This is a genomic window from Nocardia sp. FBN12 (genome assembly GCF_050320175.1).
Classification (GTDB): Bacteria; Actinomycetota; Actinomycetes; order Mycobacteriales; family Mycobacteriaceae; genus Nocardia.
On record NZ_CP190048.1, the window covers coordinates 7,155,284 to 7,170,778 of the forward strand.

Genomic DNA, 15,495 nt, shown 5'->3' on the forward strand with positions numbered 1-15,495 from the left:
TCAGTGCTCCGTCAGCAGGTAGAAGAACTGGCGGCCGACGCCGGCGGCGGAGACCAGAACCCAGATGGCGAGCACAATCCACAGCATCTGCTTCTGGAATCGCGGACCCTGGGACCAGAAGTCGACGAGAATGACCCGGACGCCGTTGAGGGCGTGGAACAGGACGGCGACGACGAGGCCCATCTCCATGAGCGCGACCACAGGGTTCTTGTAGAGCGCGATGGAGTTGTCGTAAGTGTCCGGGTTGACCCGGACCAGTGCCGTGTCCAGCACGTGCACGAAGAGGAAGAAGAACAGCGTGACACCGGTGATCCGGTGCAGCGCCCAGGACCACATGCCGGGGTCGCCGCGGTACAGCGTCTTCCGCTTCGGCTGGGCCGGAGCCGGAGCTTCTATCGTGGTCATAGAGTGCGGTGCCTCCAACGTCGTTGATGGACCCGGTCACAGATCCGACGCCGGCATGCGTGGAGAGGCAAATGCCCAGGTGGCTGCGCTGTATTCTCGAGCGCTGGCCCGCCGCCGGGAACCTGAACCGATCTTCGGTGAACTCTAATCCCCTCTGTTTCTCGGAACTAATTCGGCGTGCCGTGCGTTGCGGGTAAAACTAGCGAGTTAGGTTTGCCTTTCTTGATGCCGGATACTGGTGATTCGGCTCCTGTTTCCCCGTGTTCGGCGGGATCTGCTGGAGGTTCTCGGTGCCCGAAATTGACTGGAATACGTTGCATGACATGGCAATTCGGGCAATGGGGTCGGCGTATGCGCCGTACTCGGGTTTCCCGGTCGGCGCCGCTGCTCTCAGTGCGGATGGCCGAATTGTGAGCGGATGCAATGTGGAAAATGTCTCATATGGGCTAACCCTGTGTGCCGAATGTGTACTCGTCGGTAACTTATTCGCGTCGGGTGGCGGGCGTCTCGTCGCGGTCTCGGTGACCGATTCCCGGGGCCAAATCCTGATGCCGTGTGGGCGCTGCCGTCAGCTGCTGTTCGAACACGGCGGGGGCGAACTCCTGGTGGATCACGCCGACGGCCCGAAGCCACTGTCGGAGCTGCTGCCCTACGCCTTCGGGCCGGATGATCTGGCGGCCGGACAGCAGTAGTCGGACCGCGGTGCCAGACTTGGGCCATGACGGCACTGGATGCGGTTTCGATCATTACTGGTAAGCGTGACGGCGGGGAGCTGTCCGATGCTCAGATCGACTGGGTGGTGGACGCCTTCACCCGGGGGATCGTGGCCGACGAGCAGATGTCGGCCTTGGCCATGGCGATCGTGTGGCGGGGGATGACCCGGCGCGAGACCGCGCGGTGGACGGCGGCGATGATCTCCTCGGGCAGCCGGATGAACTTCACCGACCTGCCTCGCCCGACTGTCGACAAGCATTCGACCGGTGGGGTCGGGGACAAGATCACTCTTCCGCTGGCGCCGCTGGTCGCCGCGTGTGGTGCGGCGGTGCCGCAGTTGTCCGGGCGCGGGCTCGGACATACCGGTGGGACGCTGGACAAGCTCGAGTCGATCCGTGGGTGGCAGGCCGATGTCACGGTGCCGCGGATGCGCGAGATTCTGGCGGATCCGGCGATCGGCGCGGTGATCTGCGCGGCGGGGGCTGATCTGGCGCCCGCTGACAAGCGGCTCTATGCGCTGCGGGATGTGACCGGGACTGTCGAGTCGATTCCGTTGATCGCTAGTTCGATCATGAGTAAGAAGATCGCCGAGGGGACGGCGGCGCTGGTGCTCGATGTGAAGGTGGGGTCGGGGGCTTTTCTGAAGACGCTCGACGGGGCTCGGGAACTCGCTACGGCGATGGTCGAACTCGGGCGGGATGCGGGTGTGAACACGGTCGCGTTGCTGACGGCGATGGATACTCCGCTCGGGCGGACTGCGGGTAATGCGATGGAAGTGGCTGAGTCGGTGGAGGTTCTTGCCGGCGGGGGGCCTGCTGATGTGGTCGAGCTGACTTTGACGCTCGCCCGGGAGATGGTTGCGCAGGCAGGGCTGCACATCGATCCTGCGGATGTGCTCGCGGATGGTCGGGCCATGGATCACTGGCGGGCGATGATTCAGGCGCAGGGTGGGGATCCGGATGCTGCGCTGCCTGTTGCTCGGCATACCGAGATCGTGCGGGCGGAATCGAGTGGGGTGCTGGTTCGGCTCGATGCGATGGGGGTGGGGGTTGCCGCGTGGCGGCTCGGCGCGGGGCGTGCGCGTCAGGGGGAGCAGGTGCAGGCGGGTGCCGGGATCGAAATGCACGCCAAACCGGGTGATTCGGTGGTGGCGGGGCAGCCGTTGTTGACGTTGCATACCGATACGCCGGATGCGTTCGCGGGAGCTTTGGCGGCGCTCACGGACGCGGTAGGCATTGAAACCGGCTCCGAGTGGAAGCCTGGCGAGCTGATTTTGGGGCGCATCGGCTGAGCTGAGGCGGTGGTCCGGGCGAGTGAGGGCTCGCCTGGGTGGTAAGTGATGTCCTGGGTTTGAGTAGTCCCAGGCAGGTTTGGGCTGTGTTTATTGGAGCGCTGGCGCGCTCGAGTCGCGGCCCCGAGGGGCCGCCGGTTAGGCGCCGTTGCTTGCTCCTTCGTCGCCTACGCAACGGCGCCTAACCGGCGACCCGGCCGCGACCGGCCACTTCGTGGCCGCTGCTCCCTAAGTGTGTTGACCATGCAGGTTGGTAACGGCGTGGCGAGCTGACATGGCGAAGACCTCCGAGTGAGATGCGAGCTGTCTAAGGAACGCGTCTCTCAACGGAGGTCTTCAATGACACACCGTAATGCACCCCTGACCGAACTCGGCCGTCTACGACTAGCCCGCTGTGTCATCGACGACGGCTGGCCACTACGACGGGCAGCCGAACGATTCCAAGTCTCACCCACCACCGCCGCCCGCTGGGCCAACCGCTACCGCCACCACGGTGCCGCCGCCATGTCAGATTTGTCGTCGCGCCCCCACCACAGCCCAACCAAAACTCCGACCCGCACCGAACGCCGGATCATCAAAATCCGAGTCCAACGCCGGTGGGGACCAGCACGGATCGCCTACCTACTCGGTTTGCATCCCTCGACAGTGCACCGAGTGTTGACACGCTACAAACTGGCCCGCCTGGCCTGGCTCGACCGCACCACCGGCACCCCGATCCGCCGCTACGAACACGATCACCCCGGCGACCTGGTCCATGTCGATATCAAAAAGCTGGGCAACATCCCCGACGGCGGCGGGGCCCGCGCGGTCGGGCAAAAACTCGGGCGCACCAACCGCACCCGGACCGCGGGCAAAACTCTCGACAGCCGTGGCCACAGCCATCTGGGCTACAGCTACCTCCACAACGCCATCGATGACCATTCCCGCCTCGCCTACACCGAGATCCTGCCCAACGAACGCAAGGAAACCGCTGCCGGGTTCTGGCAACGAGCCCAGAAGTTCTTCTCCACCAACGGGATCACCGTCAAACGAGTCCTGACCGACAACGGTCCCTGCTACCGGTCCCGGCTCTGGGCCCAGACGATGACCGCGGCCTCGATCACCCATAAACGGACCCGCCCTTACCGGCCACAAACCAACGGCAAGGTCGAACGGTTCAACCGCACCCTTGTCGATGAATGGGCCTATGCCCGCGCTTACCGGTCAGAGACCGAACGCCGAGCCGCGTTCACCGAGTGGCTCCATACCTACAATCACCACCGAGCCCACACCGCACTCGGAGGACGTCCGCCAGCTAGCCGCGTCCCTAACCTCTCAGGTCAACACACCTAAGGGTCGCAGGTGGTGGGTGGGAGTGCGGTCATGACGGAATCAGGGTGGACGATGTTCTGCCGGGATCGTCGCTGCCCGCTACCGTCTAAACATGACTGGACCGGCGCCCTTAGACCTTGCTTCGATCCGACGCGCACCGAAGGCATTGCTGCATGATCACCTCGATGGTGGTCTGCGGCCCTCGACGGTGCTAGAGCTGGCTGCTGACTGCGGCTATGACGAATTACCCGCTTCCGATGCCGAGAGTTTGGGGGGGTGGTTTCGTGACGCCGCCGACAGCGGATCGCTCGAGCGGTATCTGGAGACGTTCGCGCATACGGTCGCGGTGATGCAGACCCCGGAGGGGCTGCGCAGGGTGGCGCGGGAGTGTGCGATCGACCTCGCCGATGACGGGGTCGTGTACGCGGAGGTGCGGTTCGCGCCCGAGCAGCATCTCGAGAAGGGCCTCACGCTCGACGAGGTTGTCGAGCACACGCTTGCCGGGTTCCGGGAGGGGGAGACGATCGCGGCTGAGCAGGGCAATGTCATCCGGGTGACGTGTCTGCTCACGGCGATGCGGCATGCGGCGAGGTCGCGCGAGATCGCCGAGCTGACCGTGCGGTTCCGGGATGCCGGGGTGGGTGGGTTCGACATCGCGGGGGCCGAGGCGGGGTTCCCTCCCACTCGGCATCTCGACGCGTTCGAGTATCTGCGAGCCAACCACGCGCACTTCACGATTCACGCGGGTGAGGCGTTCGGGCTGCCGTCGATTCACGAGGCGCTCGCGTTCTGCGGTTGTGATCGGCTCGGCCATGGGGTGCGAATCACCGACGACATCAGCGTTCCGGGCGACATCGCGGACGCGCAGCTCGGGCTGGTCGCGAACTATGTGCGCGATATGCGGGTGCCGCTGGAGCTGTGTCCGTCGTCGAATGTGCAGACCGGCGCGGTGCCCTCGCTGGACAAGCATCCGTTCGACCTGCTCGCCCGCCTGCGCTTCCGGGTCACCGTCAACACCGACAACCGGCTGATGAGCGACACCTCGATGAGCAAGGAGATGTCCAAGCTGGTCGACACCTTCGGCTACGGCTGGAGCGATCTGGAACGCTTCACCATCAACGCCATGAAGTCGGCCTTCATCCCGTTCCCGGACCGGCTGAAGATCATCGACGAAGTGATCAAGCCGGGTTACGCGGTACTTCTCGGGTGAAAACCAGGGGGTGGCACCACGTCGGTGCCACCCCCTGGAACTTCCTATTCGCTGACGAGCCGCGCTTCGAACGCGCGCTGCAGATCGCGGAACTGCTGTGCCTCCGACGCGTACGGCGGGTTCGGGGCCATCCGGTTCGGATCGGGGTTGAGCAGGTACGAGACATACCAGCCGAGCGGATTCGACTGCGCGAGAGCAGTTTCCACGCTGTCGTCATCGGCGTAGTCGGCCGCGTCGCTGAACAGTTCGACCGCGAGATCGAGCTGTTCGATGTCGACCGCTTCCGGTCCCTCGGCCAGATCCTCGACCAGACCGGTGAGCACGTAGACGTTCTCGTCGGTCACCTCGACCTCGAGCGAACCGTCCACCGCCGCGGTCTGCACCTCGGCGAAGGTCGAGACCCGGGCCAGCTCGTGCTCGTGATCGTCGGCCAGGTAGCGGGCCAGTGCGCGCGCGGAGCTGAAGACGGTGATGGTGGTGCCGTTACCGAGGAATATCGGCTCGTCGTCGAGGTAGCAGCGCAGGGTGAACTGCTCGCCGTCGGAGGTGACGATCTTGACGGGGTCGATGCCGACCTCGTCCCAGAAGGACTCCTCTTCGTCCTCGTCGGCGGCAGTGAGGTCGACGTTCTCGAACTCCTCTTCCTCCTCGGCGACATCGTCGGCGTCGACTTCGTTCTCCTCGGCGGCCAGCAACTCCGCCTCGGCGACGGCCACCGCGGCCGCGTCGACCTCGGGCGTGCTCACGACGCTGTCGATCGCATCGAGCACGTCGTCCCAGCCCTTGACGATCGCGGCACCGACCTGGTCCCACAGCTCTTCGCCGTCGCGGCCGACGAACGTGCTCGCCCCGCTGGCCAGCGCGCCGAGCACGGGGTTGTTGCCGAAGAACTTGGTCACCACGTCGAGCTCGCACACCTCGGCGATATTGCGCACCATCGCCAGGGTGTCCTCGAGCTCGCCGACGACATCGACGTCGGGGTCGCCCGCCGCCAGTTCCGGCACGGAGACCAGATCGAAGCTGAAGTTCTCCTCCGGCTCCAGCTCAGCGGCCGAAAGGCCGGCGATGACCGCCCAGGACGGGTGGTCGACGAGGTCGTTGTCGGTGTTGGTGCGGATGAACCCGGCCAGCTCCGCAACGGACTCGAAACCGTAGAGGTCGTCCTCGTGACCGAGGAACGCCTCCCACTCGTCGTCACCGTCGCGCCAGCGCGGTGCCCACAGGGTGACGAGATCGCCATCGGTCAGACCGAGCTCGATCGGGACGATGTCTCCAGAAGCCATGACGCGAAGCCTAGCTAGCTCGAGCGCCGGGCACTATCCGGCCCGGGTGCTAATTGCCCGTCGGGCTGTGCACTCGGTCCGGTGAGCGATTCGTTCAGTGTCGCAATGATGTTGGAACGTGCCTCGCCCGCGGTCTCCGTGGCCTGTTTGCAGGCGGTCAGGATGAGCGCGGCGGCCTCGGTGGGCGCCAGCGCGGTGATGCCTTCGTCCAAGGTCAGACCGACGAGGGCGCCGTCGCTGTTCACCTCGGCGGTGACCAGGCCGTCTTCGGTGGTGAATCTCCCGTTGACCTGCTTCAACCCGTACAGCGCAGCCTCGAGCGCCTCGAGCTTTCCGGTGACACCCGCGACCAGGGCATCCATTTCCGCACTCACAGTGGCCTCATCCAACTCGTCTGACCGGTGTCGGCGTCGTCGATGCGGTCGAGCTCGTCGACCGCCTGACGCCGGGTGGGCAGGTTCATCTTGTCGAGCAGTTCGTCGGGGATCTGCGCCTGCTCGCTGTAGACCTCACGCAGGCGGGCGGCCGCGGCGATGGTCGAGCGCCTGGTCAGGCGCAGGATCTCATCGGCAAGCGCCTGGGCGCCGAACTGGTATTCGCTGCGCTCGAACTTGAGCGCGATCGGCAGACCCATGCTGGTCGCGCGGACCGAGATCGTGCCGGAGCGGTTGGTGCTGACCGCGGACTCCACGTTGGGAACCTCGGGGATCGGCGTGCCGCTCATTCGGTAGGCCTGTAGAAGCCGTAGAACTCCATGCCACTGTTCTCCGTTCGGATGGAACTGATCGAAACCGGATCGCCCGCCTCGACGAGCTGCCCGTTGCCGACGACCATGGCGACGTGGCCGTCCCACACGGCCAGGTCGCCGGGCTGTAGGTCACCGGGGGATACCTGGGGATTACCGATGTGCTGTTCCTGCGCGAGGCGCGGCAGTTCGACCCCGGCCTCGCCGTAGGCGTACTTGGTGAGCCCGCTGCAGTCGATGCCCGATTGCGGGTCGTTGCCGCCCCAGACGTACGGGGTGCCGACCGCGCCGATCGCCGAGCGAACCGCGGTGGCGGCCTTCTCGTTGGGCGCCTCGACCGTGCTGCCGTCGGGCAGGGTGATCTTGACACCGGTGCCGGAACCCGTCGACGAACCGGCGGAGGACCCCGTCGATCCGCCGGTCCCGCCGGAGGTTCCGCCGGTGGAGGTCTTCGAGCCGCTGCTGTTGCTGCCGCCCATCGCCGTCGACATCGCCGACCCCACGGAGCTGAGCACCGTGCTGCCCGCACTCGCCGCGGTCGACAGCAGGCCGGAACTCGACGCCGAGGACGCCAGGTTGGTCGCGCCGGACGCGACACTCGCCAGCGCCGTGCTCGACGGCGCGGGAGTGAGCTCCTGGATGGCGGCGGTCTGGGTGCCCAGTTCGTCCTGCACCCGGCCGACAACCCCCATGCCCTGCCCGATGTGGTCGATCGCCGAGCTCACCACGGCGGTGAGGCCGGCGGGGGTGCCGAGGGTGGGGCTGAGCGCGGACACCTGCGACAGGAACGAGTTGACGATCCCGTCGAGCTCCTTCTGCCCGGTCTGCACATAGGCCGCGGCCTGGTCGACGACGGTCGCCATCTCGGTGCCGTTGTCGGACAGGGTGGCCGAGGAGGTCTGCACGCGCAGCGCCTTGGCGGTGACGGCGTCGACGGCCTGGCCGTCCCACGCGGTGTTGACATTGTTGATGCTGCTGCGGCCCTGCTGATAGATCTGGTCGAGGTTGGTCGAGGTCGAGCGCAAGCCGTCGGACGCGCCGCCGGTGCCGAGCACACCGGTGCCGAAACTCGACAGCAGATCGAGGAGGGGCTGGGCAAGTCCGCTGAGGTCGATCATGCGTCGGTACCGAGATCGCCCGCGATGGCGGTGAGCGGGGCCGCGTTGTTCAGGTCGGTCTCGACCAGCGTGGTCGCGGCGCTGGCGGTGGCAAGGCCCATGCTGCCCATGACCGCCGACAGCTGGGCGATCGACGCCACGTGACCGGCGTGTGCGGCGGAGTAGGCAGCAGTGAAGTCACCGCCGATGAGTCCCATGATCGGGCCGAGCAGGGTGGGGTCCGAGGCAACCGAACCAGCCGCCGCCGTGGCCAGTTCCGTGGCCATCCCCTCGGCAGCCGCGCTGTAGGCGGTGATGCCCTCGGCATCGGCCGACATCCTTTTCGTCATCGAACTTCCCCCAATCCTCGAGTTCCCGGGCAGAGTACGTCACTCATCATCTTGGACGCACCGACTCCGCGTTCGGTTCCCTATTACCGCGAAAATTTCCCCAGCGGTCGTAGGCGCGAAGCGCCAAGCGACCCTATCGTCTTTTCATGCGCACCGACACCGTCGACCATCCGCTTGCCGCGACCCTGCTCAGCACCATGCGCGACGTCCGCACCGACAACGCGACCTTCCGCAATGCTCTGGCCGATCTCACCGGCATCCTCATGTACGAGGCGCTGCGCGACGCGCCGGTGGTGCGCGAGCCGATCGACACGCCGGTCGCGGTCACCGACGGCGTCCGCCTGGCGGCGCCCCCGCTGCTGGTTCCGGTCCTGCGGGCCGGGCTCGGCATGGTCTACGCCGCCGCCGAACTCGTCCCCGAAGCCCGCGTCGGCTTCGTCGGCATCGCCCGCGACGAGCAGACCCACCAGCCGGTGCCCTACCTCGAATCCCTGCCCGCCGACCTGACCGGCCTGCCGGTCTTCGTCCTCGACCCGATGCTGGCCACCGGCGGTTCGATGCGCCACACGATCGAACTCCTCGTCGCCCGCGGCGCCACCGACATCACCGCGATCTGCGTTGTCTCAGCCCCGGAAGGCGTTGCCGCTCTGGCAGATTCGGGCCTGCCGGTTCGGCTGATCACCGCCGCGATCGACGACCGGCTCAACGAGCACGCCTACATCGTCCCCGGCCTAGGCGACGCGGGCGACCGCCAGTTCGGCCCGCGCTGAACTACTCGTCGGCCAGCGCGCGACAGAAGAGAGCGAGCTGAGAGAGTCGCTTCGCGGCAGCCTCTCTCGCGTTCTTCAGGTCGTCGGGGGCGGCCACCGGGGCGAAAACCTCCAGGTAGCACTTGAGTTTGGGTTCGGTGCCCGAGGGGCGGACGACGATGCGGAAGTCGTCGGCGTCGAAGATCAGTGCGTCGGTGCGCAATCTGCCGCGCACCTGCGCCTGGTCGGTGAACTTCACGGGGGTGCCGGCGATGTCGCTGGGTGGGTTCGCGCGCAGGGCGGCGACCAGCACGCTCGCGGCGGCCTGGTCGGGCAGGCGCAGCGAGACCTGCCCACCCGCGTGCAGGCCGAATTCGACGGCGTAGGAGTCGAGCTCGTCCTGCAGCGTCCTGCCCTGAGCCTTCAACAGGGCGACGAGATCGGCGGCGGCCACCCCGGCGGAAATGCCGTCCTTGTCGCGGACCCTCGACGGATCGACGCAGTGGCCGATGGCCTCCTCGTAGGCGTACACCAGCCCCTCGCCCGCCCTGGCCAGCCATTTGAAGCCGGTCAGGGTCTCGGCGTACCGTGCCGAGCGCGCGGCCGCCAGCTTCGACAGCAGACGCGAGGAAACGATGGTTGTGGCGACCAGCGGATCGGTCGGCGAGGTTCGCAGCACGTAATCGGCCAGCAGCACGCCGGTCTCGTCACCGCGCACCATGTGCCAACCATCCGGACCGGGCACGCCGAGCGCGCAGCGATCGGCATCGGGATCGAGCGCGATCGCCACATCGGCACCGATCCGCTCGGCCAGCGCGAGCAGCAGATCGGCCGCGCCAGGCTCCTCCGGATTGGGAAAGGCGACGGTGGGGAAGTCGGGATCGGGTGCGAACTGCTCCTCGACCACGTGCACATCGGTGAACCCGGCCGCGGCCAGCGCGCGCACGGCGAGCTCACCGCCGACCCCGTGCAGCGCGGTGAGCGCGATCCGCACATCCGCCCGCTCGCCGGGCCCACCCAGCAGACCGGGCAACTCCGCCACGCGCGCGAGATACCGGTCGACCAGGTCAGCGCCGGAAACCGGAACAGCTTCCCGCGCAATCGGTTCGACAACCGCCTCGATGCGCTTCTCGATCTCGCTGTCGGCAGGGGCGATCAACTGCGACCCGCCGTCGAGATACACCTTGTAACCGTTGTCAGCGGGCGGATTGTGCGAGGCGGTGATCTGCACCCCCGCAACCGCGCCCAACTCGCGCACCGCGAACGCCACTACCGGAGTGGGTACCGGATCCGGCAGAACTGTCACGGGAAAGCCCGCGGCGGTGAAGATCTCAGCGGTCGCCGTGGCGAACTCCGCCGACCCGTGTCGCGCGTCCCGCCCGACCACAACGGCCCCGCCGCCGAGGCACCGGTCACGCAGCCAGTCGGCGAGCCCGGCCGTGGCCCGCGACACCGTGGTCACGTTCATCCCGTCCGGGCCATCGCGCAACGGTCCACGCAGGCCCGCGGTCCCGAAGCGCAGCATTTACACGCGCTCCAGAATGCCGCGCAGCAGCTTGCCGAGCCGGGGTGCGGCGGCCTGTCCTTCGGCCAGCACTTCCGCGTGCGAAAGGTGTTCGCCGGTAACGCCGGCGGCCATATTGGTGACCAGCGAAATGCCGAGTACCTTCGCGCCGAGCGAACGCGCCTCGATCGCCTCCAGCACCGTCGACATGCCGACCAGATCGGCGCCGATCGTCGACAGCATGCGGATCTCGGCGGGCGTCTCGTACTGCGGACCGGTGAGCCCGGCGTACACGCCCTCGGTCAGGCTCGGATCGATTTCCCTTGTCAGCGCACGCAATTCGGGATCCCAGGCATCGACCAGGTCGACGAACCGCGCACCGACCAGCGGGGTGCGCGCGGTGAGGTTGATGTGGTCGGCGATCAGCACCGGCTCACCCACGGCAAGCCCGGCCCTGAGCCCACCCGCGGCATTGGTGAGGAGCACGATCTCGGCGCCCGCCGCGATCGCCGCGGTCACCGGGTGCACCACCTGCTGGGGTGTGTAGCCCTCGTACAGGTGCTGGCGACCCATGAGCAGCAGCACGTTGTTGTCGTTCACGGTGACCGAATGCACCATGCCGCCATGCCCCTGCGCACTGGGTTTGCCGAAGCCGGGTAGCTCCGTCATGGGAATCGAGGCATGCGGCGCGCCGATCTCGGCTGCTGCCTCCTGCCACCCCGATCCCAGCACCACGGCCACGCGATGACGCGGCACTCCCGTACGTTCGGCGATCGCCACAGCGGCCTGTTCGGCTGTCATGAGCTGAGTTTATTGGAGCGCTGGCGCGCTCGAGGTTCGCGACCCCGCCGGACCCTCCTCTAGGTCGGGTCGTGCGGGGCTGGGAAGGTCCCTACCCGCGAGTAGGGCAGGGTTCAGGCGCGGACTATTCTCCCCTGCATGCCGTATTTGGAGCGCTCTGGTGATGTTTTCGTCCTGTACCTCGGCAACGAGGGTGAGACCGACAACGAGAACCGTTTCTCGCCGGACTGGATCGACGCCTTCCACGCCGCACTCGACAAGGTCGAGGCGTCCGAGGGTGCCGCCGCGCTGGTCACCGTCGCGACCGGCAAGTTCTACAGCAACGGCCTCGACACCGACTACGTCTTCGGCAACCTCGACAAGATCCACGGCTACCTCGACCGGGTGCATTCCCTCTACACCCGCCTGCTGACCTTCCCGATGCCGACGGTCGCCGCGGTCAACGGCCACGCGTTCGGCGCGGGCGCCATGCTGGCCACCTCCCACGATTTCCGCGTGATGCGCGGCGACCGCGGCTTCTGGTCGCTGCCCGAGGTACACCTCGGCATGCCGTTCACGATCGGCATGAACGGCTTGCTGAAGGGTCGACTGAGCAACCAGGTGTGCGGCAAGGCGATGACCACCGGCCACCGTTTCGGTGCCGACGAGGCCATCGCCGCTGGCATCGCCGACGCCAAGGCCGACGCCGACGAGGTGCTGCCCACCGCGATCGCCCGCGCCGCCGCGCTGACCAGCCTGCGCAAGCCGATCACCCCGATCATCAAGGCCGACCTGCACGCCGAGACCCTGGCCGCGCTGGCCACCCCGGTCACCCCGGAGAACCTGCCTTTCGGCAACTGACCTCGCTCGCCGGTGCGCCGCTGTCGGGCACTGATGCAAGACTGGGGGGTATGGCACCCTCGCGCACCGGCGAACTCACAGCCACCGCCTCCGACGCCGCGATCGTGGCTGCCTCGGACGAGCTGATCGGGCTCTCGCACGCGATCCACGCCGAACCCGAGCTGGCCTTCGCCGAGACTCGTAGCGTCGCCAAGGTCCTCGCGCCGCTGGTAGAGCGCGGATTCGCCGTCACGACCGGCGTAGCGGGGCTGTCGACCGCCTTTCGCGCGGTGTATGGCAGTGGCCCGCTCACCGTCGGCATCTGCGCCGAATACGACGCGCTACCCGAGATCGGGCACGCCTGCGGGCACAACATCATCGCCGCGTCCGCCGTCGGCGCGGCCATCGGCCTGGCCGCCGTGGCCGACACGCTCGGCCTGACCGTCGTCGTGCTCGGCACGCCCGCGGAGGAGAGCGGCGGCGGCAAGGTGCTCATGCTGGAAGCGGGCGCCTTCGACGACATCGCGATGGCGATGATGGTCCACCCCGGCCCCGCCGATATCGTCGGCGCCCGCTCGCTGGCGCTGGCCGACCTCGCCATCGTCTTCCACGGCCGCGAGGCGCACGCCAGCGCCGCGCCCGAACTGGGCCGCAACGCGGGCGACGCGGTGACGCTGACCCAGGTTGCCGTCGGCTTGCTACGCCAGCATCTGCGACCCGGCCAGCAGCTGCACGGTATAGTGTCCGACGGCGGTGTAGCCCCCAATATCGTGCCCGGACGCGCGGAGTTGCTGTACTACCTCCGTGCTCCCGATTCCGGCTCACTCGACGACCTGATGCGCCGAGCGAAGGCGTGTTTCGAAGCGGGCGCACTGGCGACCGGCTGCACTCACGACATACGGACGCTCGCGCCCACCTATACCGAGCTCACCCCCGATCCGGTTCTTTCCGCTGCCTACCGCGCGCAGATCACCGGACTGGGACGGGTGCCGATCGCACCCGAGCTCGAGGTGCTGCGGCCGCTCGGGAGCACCGACATGGGCAACGTCACCAACGTCATCCCCGGTATCCATCCGGTGATCGGCATCGATGCCGGTGGCGCGGCGACCCATCAGCCGGAGTTCGCCGCCGCCGCCGTGAACGCCTCGGCGGACCGCGCGGTGCTCGACGGCGCGCTGGCGCTGGCGCGTACCGCTGTCGCGATAGCGGGCGATGAAGTACACAGGGACAGGTTGTTGCAACGGCTGATCGACCGACAGGAGGACATTCGGTGACCATTTCCGGCCATCCGGGCACCGCACGCGCAGGCTCCGAGGCGCTATCGGTGGGCATGGGTACCCACTCGATGGCACGGGAGAACGCAGCGTGTCCGACCACGCCGGACACCGAACCAACGCTGATGTCGGGAACCGAGATCGTCGACGCATGGCTGGCCGAACACACCGGTGACCTGGTGCAATGGCGCAGGCACATCCACGCCAACCCCGAGTTGTCGCGCTCGGAGTTCGCCACCACCGAGTTCGTGTCGGGCTGGCTGACCAAGGCCGGGCTGAGCTGGGAAGTACTGCCGGGCGGCACCGGGCTCCTCTGTGACTTCGGGCCCACCGATCGTCCACGCATCGCCTTGCGCGCCGATATGGACGCGCTGCCGATGCAGGAATTCACCGGCCTGACCTTCGCGTCGAATGTGCCAGGGGTGTCGCATGCCTGCGGGCACGACGCGCACACCACGGTGCTGCTCGGTACCGGGCTCGCGCTCGCCGAGGCGCAGCACACGTTGCCGGTGGGGGTGCGGTTGGTATTCCAGCCCGCCGAGGAAGTGATGCCGGGTGGGGCGCTCGATGTGGTCGCCGCCGGTGGGATGGCCGGGGTGGACCGGATCTTCGCGTTGCACTGCGATCCGCGTCTGGAGGTCGGCAAGGTCGGCGTGCGGACCGGTGCGATCACGTCGGCGGCCGACACCGTCGAGCTGGTACTCGATTCGCCCGGCGGGCATACCTCCCGACCACACCTGACCAGCGATCTGGTCTACGCGATCGGCACTGTCATCACGGGCTTACCCGGACTGCTCAGCCGCCGCGTCGATCCGCGGACCAGCACGGTCATGGTCTGGGGTGCGGTGAGTGCGGGCAAGGCGCCCAACGCGATTCCACAGACGGGCATGCTCACCGGCACGGTCCGCACCGGCGACCACGGCACCTGGCTGCTGCTGGAACCGCTGGTCCGCGAGATCATCGACGGATTGCTCGCGCCGACGGGTGTGCGGTATCAGCTCAACTACAAGCGTGGTGTGCCGCCGGTGGTCAACGATCCGACGTCTGCCTTGATGTTCGAGGACGCGATTCTGGGAATGGGTGAGGACGCGCTCGCCGATACTCCGCAGTCGGGTGGCGGTGAGGACTTCTCCTGGTATCTGGAGGAAGTGCCCGGTGCGATGGCTCGGCTCGGGGTGTGGTCGGGTGTTGGTGAGCAGTTGGATCTGCATCAGCCGACGTTCGATATCGATGAGCGTGCGCTGGCGGTTGGGGTGCGGACGTTGACGAATATTGTGCTGCGGGGGTAGGGACCCGGCCGCGACCGGCCACTTCGTGGCCGCCGCTCCCTATGCGTCGCGGGTGGGGGGCTGGGTTGGGTGGGTTGTGGAAGGCGGGGACAGGCTTTGTTCGCGGTGTGGTTGATAGGTCGGTAGGGCTGCCTGGCCTGGGGTGTGTGCTGTGGGCGGTGCAGCTATGCGCCGGGGCCTACGTTTTTGCTGTTGCGGGTGCGCAAGGCGTGGACGTAGTCCTCTGGGGCGCCTGCTTTTTCGGCGGCGTCGGCGATGACGCCGATGTAGCGGGCCGAGGGGAGGCCGCCTTCGTAGGCGTCGAGGACGTAGAGCCATGCCAGGCGGGACTCGCCCTGGGTGCCGGTGACCCGGATTCGGATCTTCTTGTGGATCCCGAAATCGGAGCCCTCCCAGCGGTCGAGGCTGTCCTCGTCCTCGGGGGAGACGTCGTAGAGCACGACGAACACCCGCGAGCCGGGGTCCTCGACGACCGTGGCCAACGGCCCTTCCCAGCCGATGTCGTCACCGGCGAAGGTCAGGCGCCAACCCTCCAGCCACCCGGTCCCGGACATGGGCGAATGCGGGCAGCGTTCCAGCATCTGCGTCGAGTCCATGTTGGACCCGTAGGCGGCATAGATCGGCACCATGGAACTGTAGCCAATAACCGCGGC

At 67.3% G+C, this 15,495-nt stretch carries 17 protein-coding genes; 8 read left to right on the top strand and 9 right to left on the bottom strand.

Annotated features, from left to right (window positions below):
* Positions 1-405 (bottom strand): succinate dehydrogenase, cytochrome b556 subunit, encoded by a 405-nt coding sequence (gene sdhC, locus ACQHI0_RS33610; protein ID WP_427905701.1) that lies wholly within the window; start codon positions 403-405, stop codon positions 1-3.
* A gap of 290 nt (positions 406-695) precedes the next feature.
* Between sdhC and ACQHI0_RS33615 the strand changes: the two genes are divergently transcribed.
* The 4 genes from ACQHI0_RS33615 (at position 696) to ACQHI0_RS33630 (ending at position 4,931) form a co-directional block, all read left to right on the top strand.
* On the top strand, positions 696-1,097 hold the full coding sequence (locus ACQHI0_RS33615) for a cytidine deaminase (RefSeq protein ID WP_427905702.1): 402 nt from the start codon (positions 696-698) through the stop codon (positions 1,095-1,097).
* Between the two features lie 26 nt (positions 1,098-1,123).
* The gene (locus ACQHI0_RS33620; protein ID WP_427905703.1) at positions 1,124-2,410 is read left to right on the top strand and encodes a thymidine phosphorylase; all 1,287 of its coding nucleotides are present in this window, start codon (positions 1,124-1,126) and stop codon (positions 2,408-2,410) included.
* A gap of 339 nt (positions 2,411-2,749) precedes the next feature.
* Positions 2,750-3,742 carry an IS481 family transposase gene (locus ACQHI0_RS33625; protein WP_427905704.1) on the top strand — a complete coding sequence of 331 codons (993 nt, stop codon included), beginning with the start codon at positions 2,750-2,752 and terminating at the stop codon, positions 3,740-3,742.
* A 91-nt stretch (positions 3,743-3,833) separates the two neighbouring features.
* On the top strand, positions 3,834-4,931 hold the full coding sequence (locus ACQHI0_RS33630; RefSeq protein WP_427905705.1) for an adenosine deaminase: 1,098 nt from the start codon (positions 3,834-3,836) through the stop codon (positions 4,929-4,931).
* A 44-nt stretch (positions 4,932-4,975) separates the two neighbouring features.
* On the opposite strand, the gene ACQHI0_RS33635 is transcribed toward ACQHI0_RS33630, so the two are convergent.
* Genes ACQHI0_RS33635 through ACQHI0_RS33655 form a run of 5 tightly spaced genes read right to left on the bottom strand, consistent with a single transcriptional unit; the run spans position 4,976 to position 8,406 of the window.
* Entirely contained in the window at positions 4,976-6,214 is a 1,239-nt protein-coding gene (locus ACQHI0_RS33635; RefSeq protein WP_427905706.1) for a primosomal protein, read from the bottom strand.
* Between the two features lie 14 nt (positions 6,215-6,228).
* Entirely contained in the window at positions 6,229-6,588 is a 360-nt protein-coding gene (locus tag ACQHI0_RS33640) for a YbaB/EbfC family nucleoid-associated protein (protein ID WP_427905707.1), read from the bottom strand.
* The gene (locus ACQHI0_RS33645) at positions 6,585-6,938 is read right to left on the bottom strand and encodes a hypothetical protein (protein ID WP_101464284.1); all 354 of its coding nucleotides are present in this window, start codon (positions 6,936-6,938) and stop codon (positions 6,585-6,587) included. The genes ACQHI0_RS33640 and ACQHI0_RS33645 overlap by 4 nt, the downstream gene beginning before the upstream one ends.
* Positions 6,935-8,077 carry an NlpC/P60 family protein gene (locus ACQHI0_RS33650; RefSeq protein WP_427905708.1) on the bottom strand — a complete coding sequence of 381 codons (1,143 nt, stop codon included), beginning with the start codon at positions 8,075-8,077 and terminating at the stop codon, positions 6,935-6,937. Before ACQHI0_RS33650 ends, ACQHI0_RS33645 begins: the two co-directional genes overlap by 4 nt.
* Positions 8,074-8,406 carry a hypothetical protein gene (locus ACQHI0_RS33655; RefSeq protein WP_427905709.1) on the bottom strand — a complete coding sequence of 111 codons (333 nt, stop codon included), beginning with the start codon at positions 8,404-8,406 and terminating at the stop codon, positions 8,074-8,076. Before ACQHI0_RS33655 ends, ACQHI0_RS33650 begins: the two co-directional genes overlap by 4 nt.
* A gap of 146 nt (positions 8,407-8,552) precedes the next feature.
* Between ACQHI0_RS33655 and upp the strand changes: the two genes are divergently transcribed.
* Positions 8,553-9,176, top strand: a complete 624-nt coding sequence (gene upp, locus ACQHI0_RS33660) for a uracil phosphoribosyltransferase (RefSeq protein ID WP_427905710.1) — start codon at positions 8,553-8,555, stop codon at positions 9,174-9,176.
* Between the two features lies 1 nt (position 9,177).
* Here the strand turns inward: upp and ACQHI0_RS33665 are convergent, their stop codons facing one another.
* Together ACQHI0_RS33665 and ACQHI0_RS33670 are read right to left on the bottom strand one after the other, a co-directional pair.
* Positions 9,178-10,680: a phospho-sugar mutase gene (locus ACQHI0_RS33665; protein ID WP_427905711.1), complete on the bottom strand. Its 1,503-nt coding sequence runs from the start codon at positions 10,678-10,680 to the stop codon at positions 9,178-9,180.
* Positions 10,681-11,460, bottom strand: a complete 780-nt coding sequence (locus ACQHI0_RS33670; protein WP_427905712.1) for a purine-nucleoside phosphorylase — start codon at positions 11,458-11,460, stop codon at positions 10,681-10,683.
* Positions 11,461-11,598: 138 nt separating this feature from the next.
* On the opposite strand from ACQHI0_RS33670, the gene ACQHI0_RS33675 reads away from it, so the two are divergent.
* The 3 genes from ACQHI0_RS33675 to ACQHI0_RS33685 all read left to right on the top strand — a co-directional run bounded on the left by ACQHI0_RS33675 (position 11,599) and on the right by ACQHI0_RS33685 (position 14,842).
* Positions 11,599-12,300, top strand: a complete 702-nt coding sequence (locus tag ACQHI0_RS33675) for an enoyl-CoA hydratase-related protein (protein ID WP_427905713.1) — start codon at positions 11,599-11,601, stop codon at positions 12,298-12,300.
* 50 nt (positions 12,301-12,350) lie between these two features.
* Positions 12,351-13,553, top strand: coding sequence for a M20 family metallopeptidase (locus ACQHI0_RS33680; protein ID WP_427905714.1), 1,203 nt, complete (start codon positions 12,351-12,353; stop codon positions 13,551-13,553).
* A gap of 125 nt (positions 13,554-13,678) precedes the next feature.
* Positions 13,679-14,842: a M20 family metallopeptidase gene (locus tag ACQHI0_RS33685; protein WP_427909382.1), complete on the top strand. Its 1,164-nt coding sequence runs from the start codon at positions 13,679-13,681 to the stop codon at positions 14,840-14,842.
* 164 nt (positions 14,843-15,006) lie between these two features.
* Here the strand turns inward: ACQHI0_RS33685 and ACQHI0_RS33690 are convergent, their stop codons facing one another.
* Positions 15,007-15,468 carry a gamma-glutamylcyclotransferase gene (locus ACQHI0_RS33690; RefSeq protein WP_056819179.1) on the bottom strand — a complete coding sequence of 154 codons (462 nt, stop codon included), beginning with the start codon at positions 15,466-15,468 and terminating at the stop codon, positions 15,007-15,009.
* Between the last annotated feature and the right edge of the window lie 27 nt (positions 15,469-15,495).

Excerpts from the sequence above, each read along its gene's own strand:
- sdhC (WP_427905701.1), bottom strand. The coding sequence starts at position 405 with ATGACCACGATAGAAGCTCCGGCTCCGGCCCAGCCGAAGCGGAAGACG.
- ACQHI0_RS33665 (WP_427905711.1), bottom strand. The coding sequence starts at position 10,680 with ATGCTGCGCTTCGGGACCGCGGGCCTGCGTGGACCGTTGCGCGATGGC.
- ACQHI0_RS33670 (WP_427905712.1), bottom strand. The coding sequence starts at position 11,460 with ATGACAGCCGAACAGGCCGCTGTGGCGATCGCCGAACGTACGGGAGTG.
- ACQHI0_RS33655 (WP_427905709.1), bottom strand. The coding sequence starts at position 8,406 with ATGACGAAAAGGATGTCGGCCGATGCCGAGGGCATCACCGCCTACAGC.
- upp (WP_427905710.1), top strand. The coding sequence starts at position 8,553 with ATGCGCACCGACACCGTCGACCATCCGCTTGCCGCGACCCTGCTCAGC.
- ACQHI0_RS33685 (WP_427909382.1), top strand. The coding sequence starts at position 13,679 with ATGTCGGGAACCGAGATCGTCGACGCATGGCTGGCCGAACACACCGGT.
- ACQHI0_RS33635 (WP_427905706.1), bottom strand. The coding sequence starts at position 6,214 with ATGGCTTCTGGAGACATCGTCCCGATCGAGCTCGGTCTGACCGATGGC.
- ACQHI0_RS33625 (WP_427905704.1), top strand. The coding sequence starts at position 2,750 with ATGACACACCGTAATGCACCCCTGACCGAACTCGGCCGTCTACGACTA.
- ACQHI0_RS33650 (WP_427905708.1), bottom strand. The coding sequence starts at position 8,077 with ATGATCGACCTCAGCGGACTTGCCCAGCCCCTCCTCGATCTGCTGTCG.
- ACQHI0_RS33620 (WP_427905703.1), top strand. The coding sequence starts at position 1,124 with ATGACGGCACTGGATGCGGTTTCGATCATTACTGGTAAGCGTGACGGC.
- ACQHI0_RS33630 (WP_427905705.1), top strand. The coding sequence starts at position 3,834 with ATGACTGGACCGGCGCCCTTAGACCTTGCTTCGATCCGACGCGCACCG.
- ACQHI0_RS33645 (WP_101464284.1), bottom strand. The coding sequence starts at position 6,938 with ATGAGCGGCACGCCGATCCCCGAGGTTCCCAACGTGGAGTCCGCGGTC.
- ACQHI0_RS33680 (WP_427905714.1), top strand. The coding sequence starts at position 12,351 with ATGGCACCCTCGCGCACCGGCGAACTCACAGCCACCGCCTCCGACGCC.
- ACQHI0_RS33675 (WP_427905713.1), top strand. The coding sequence starts at position 11,599 with ATGCCGTATTTGGAGCGCTCTGGTGATGTTTTCGTCCTGTACCTCGGC.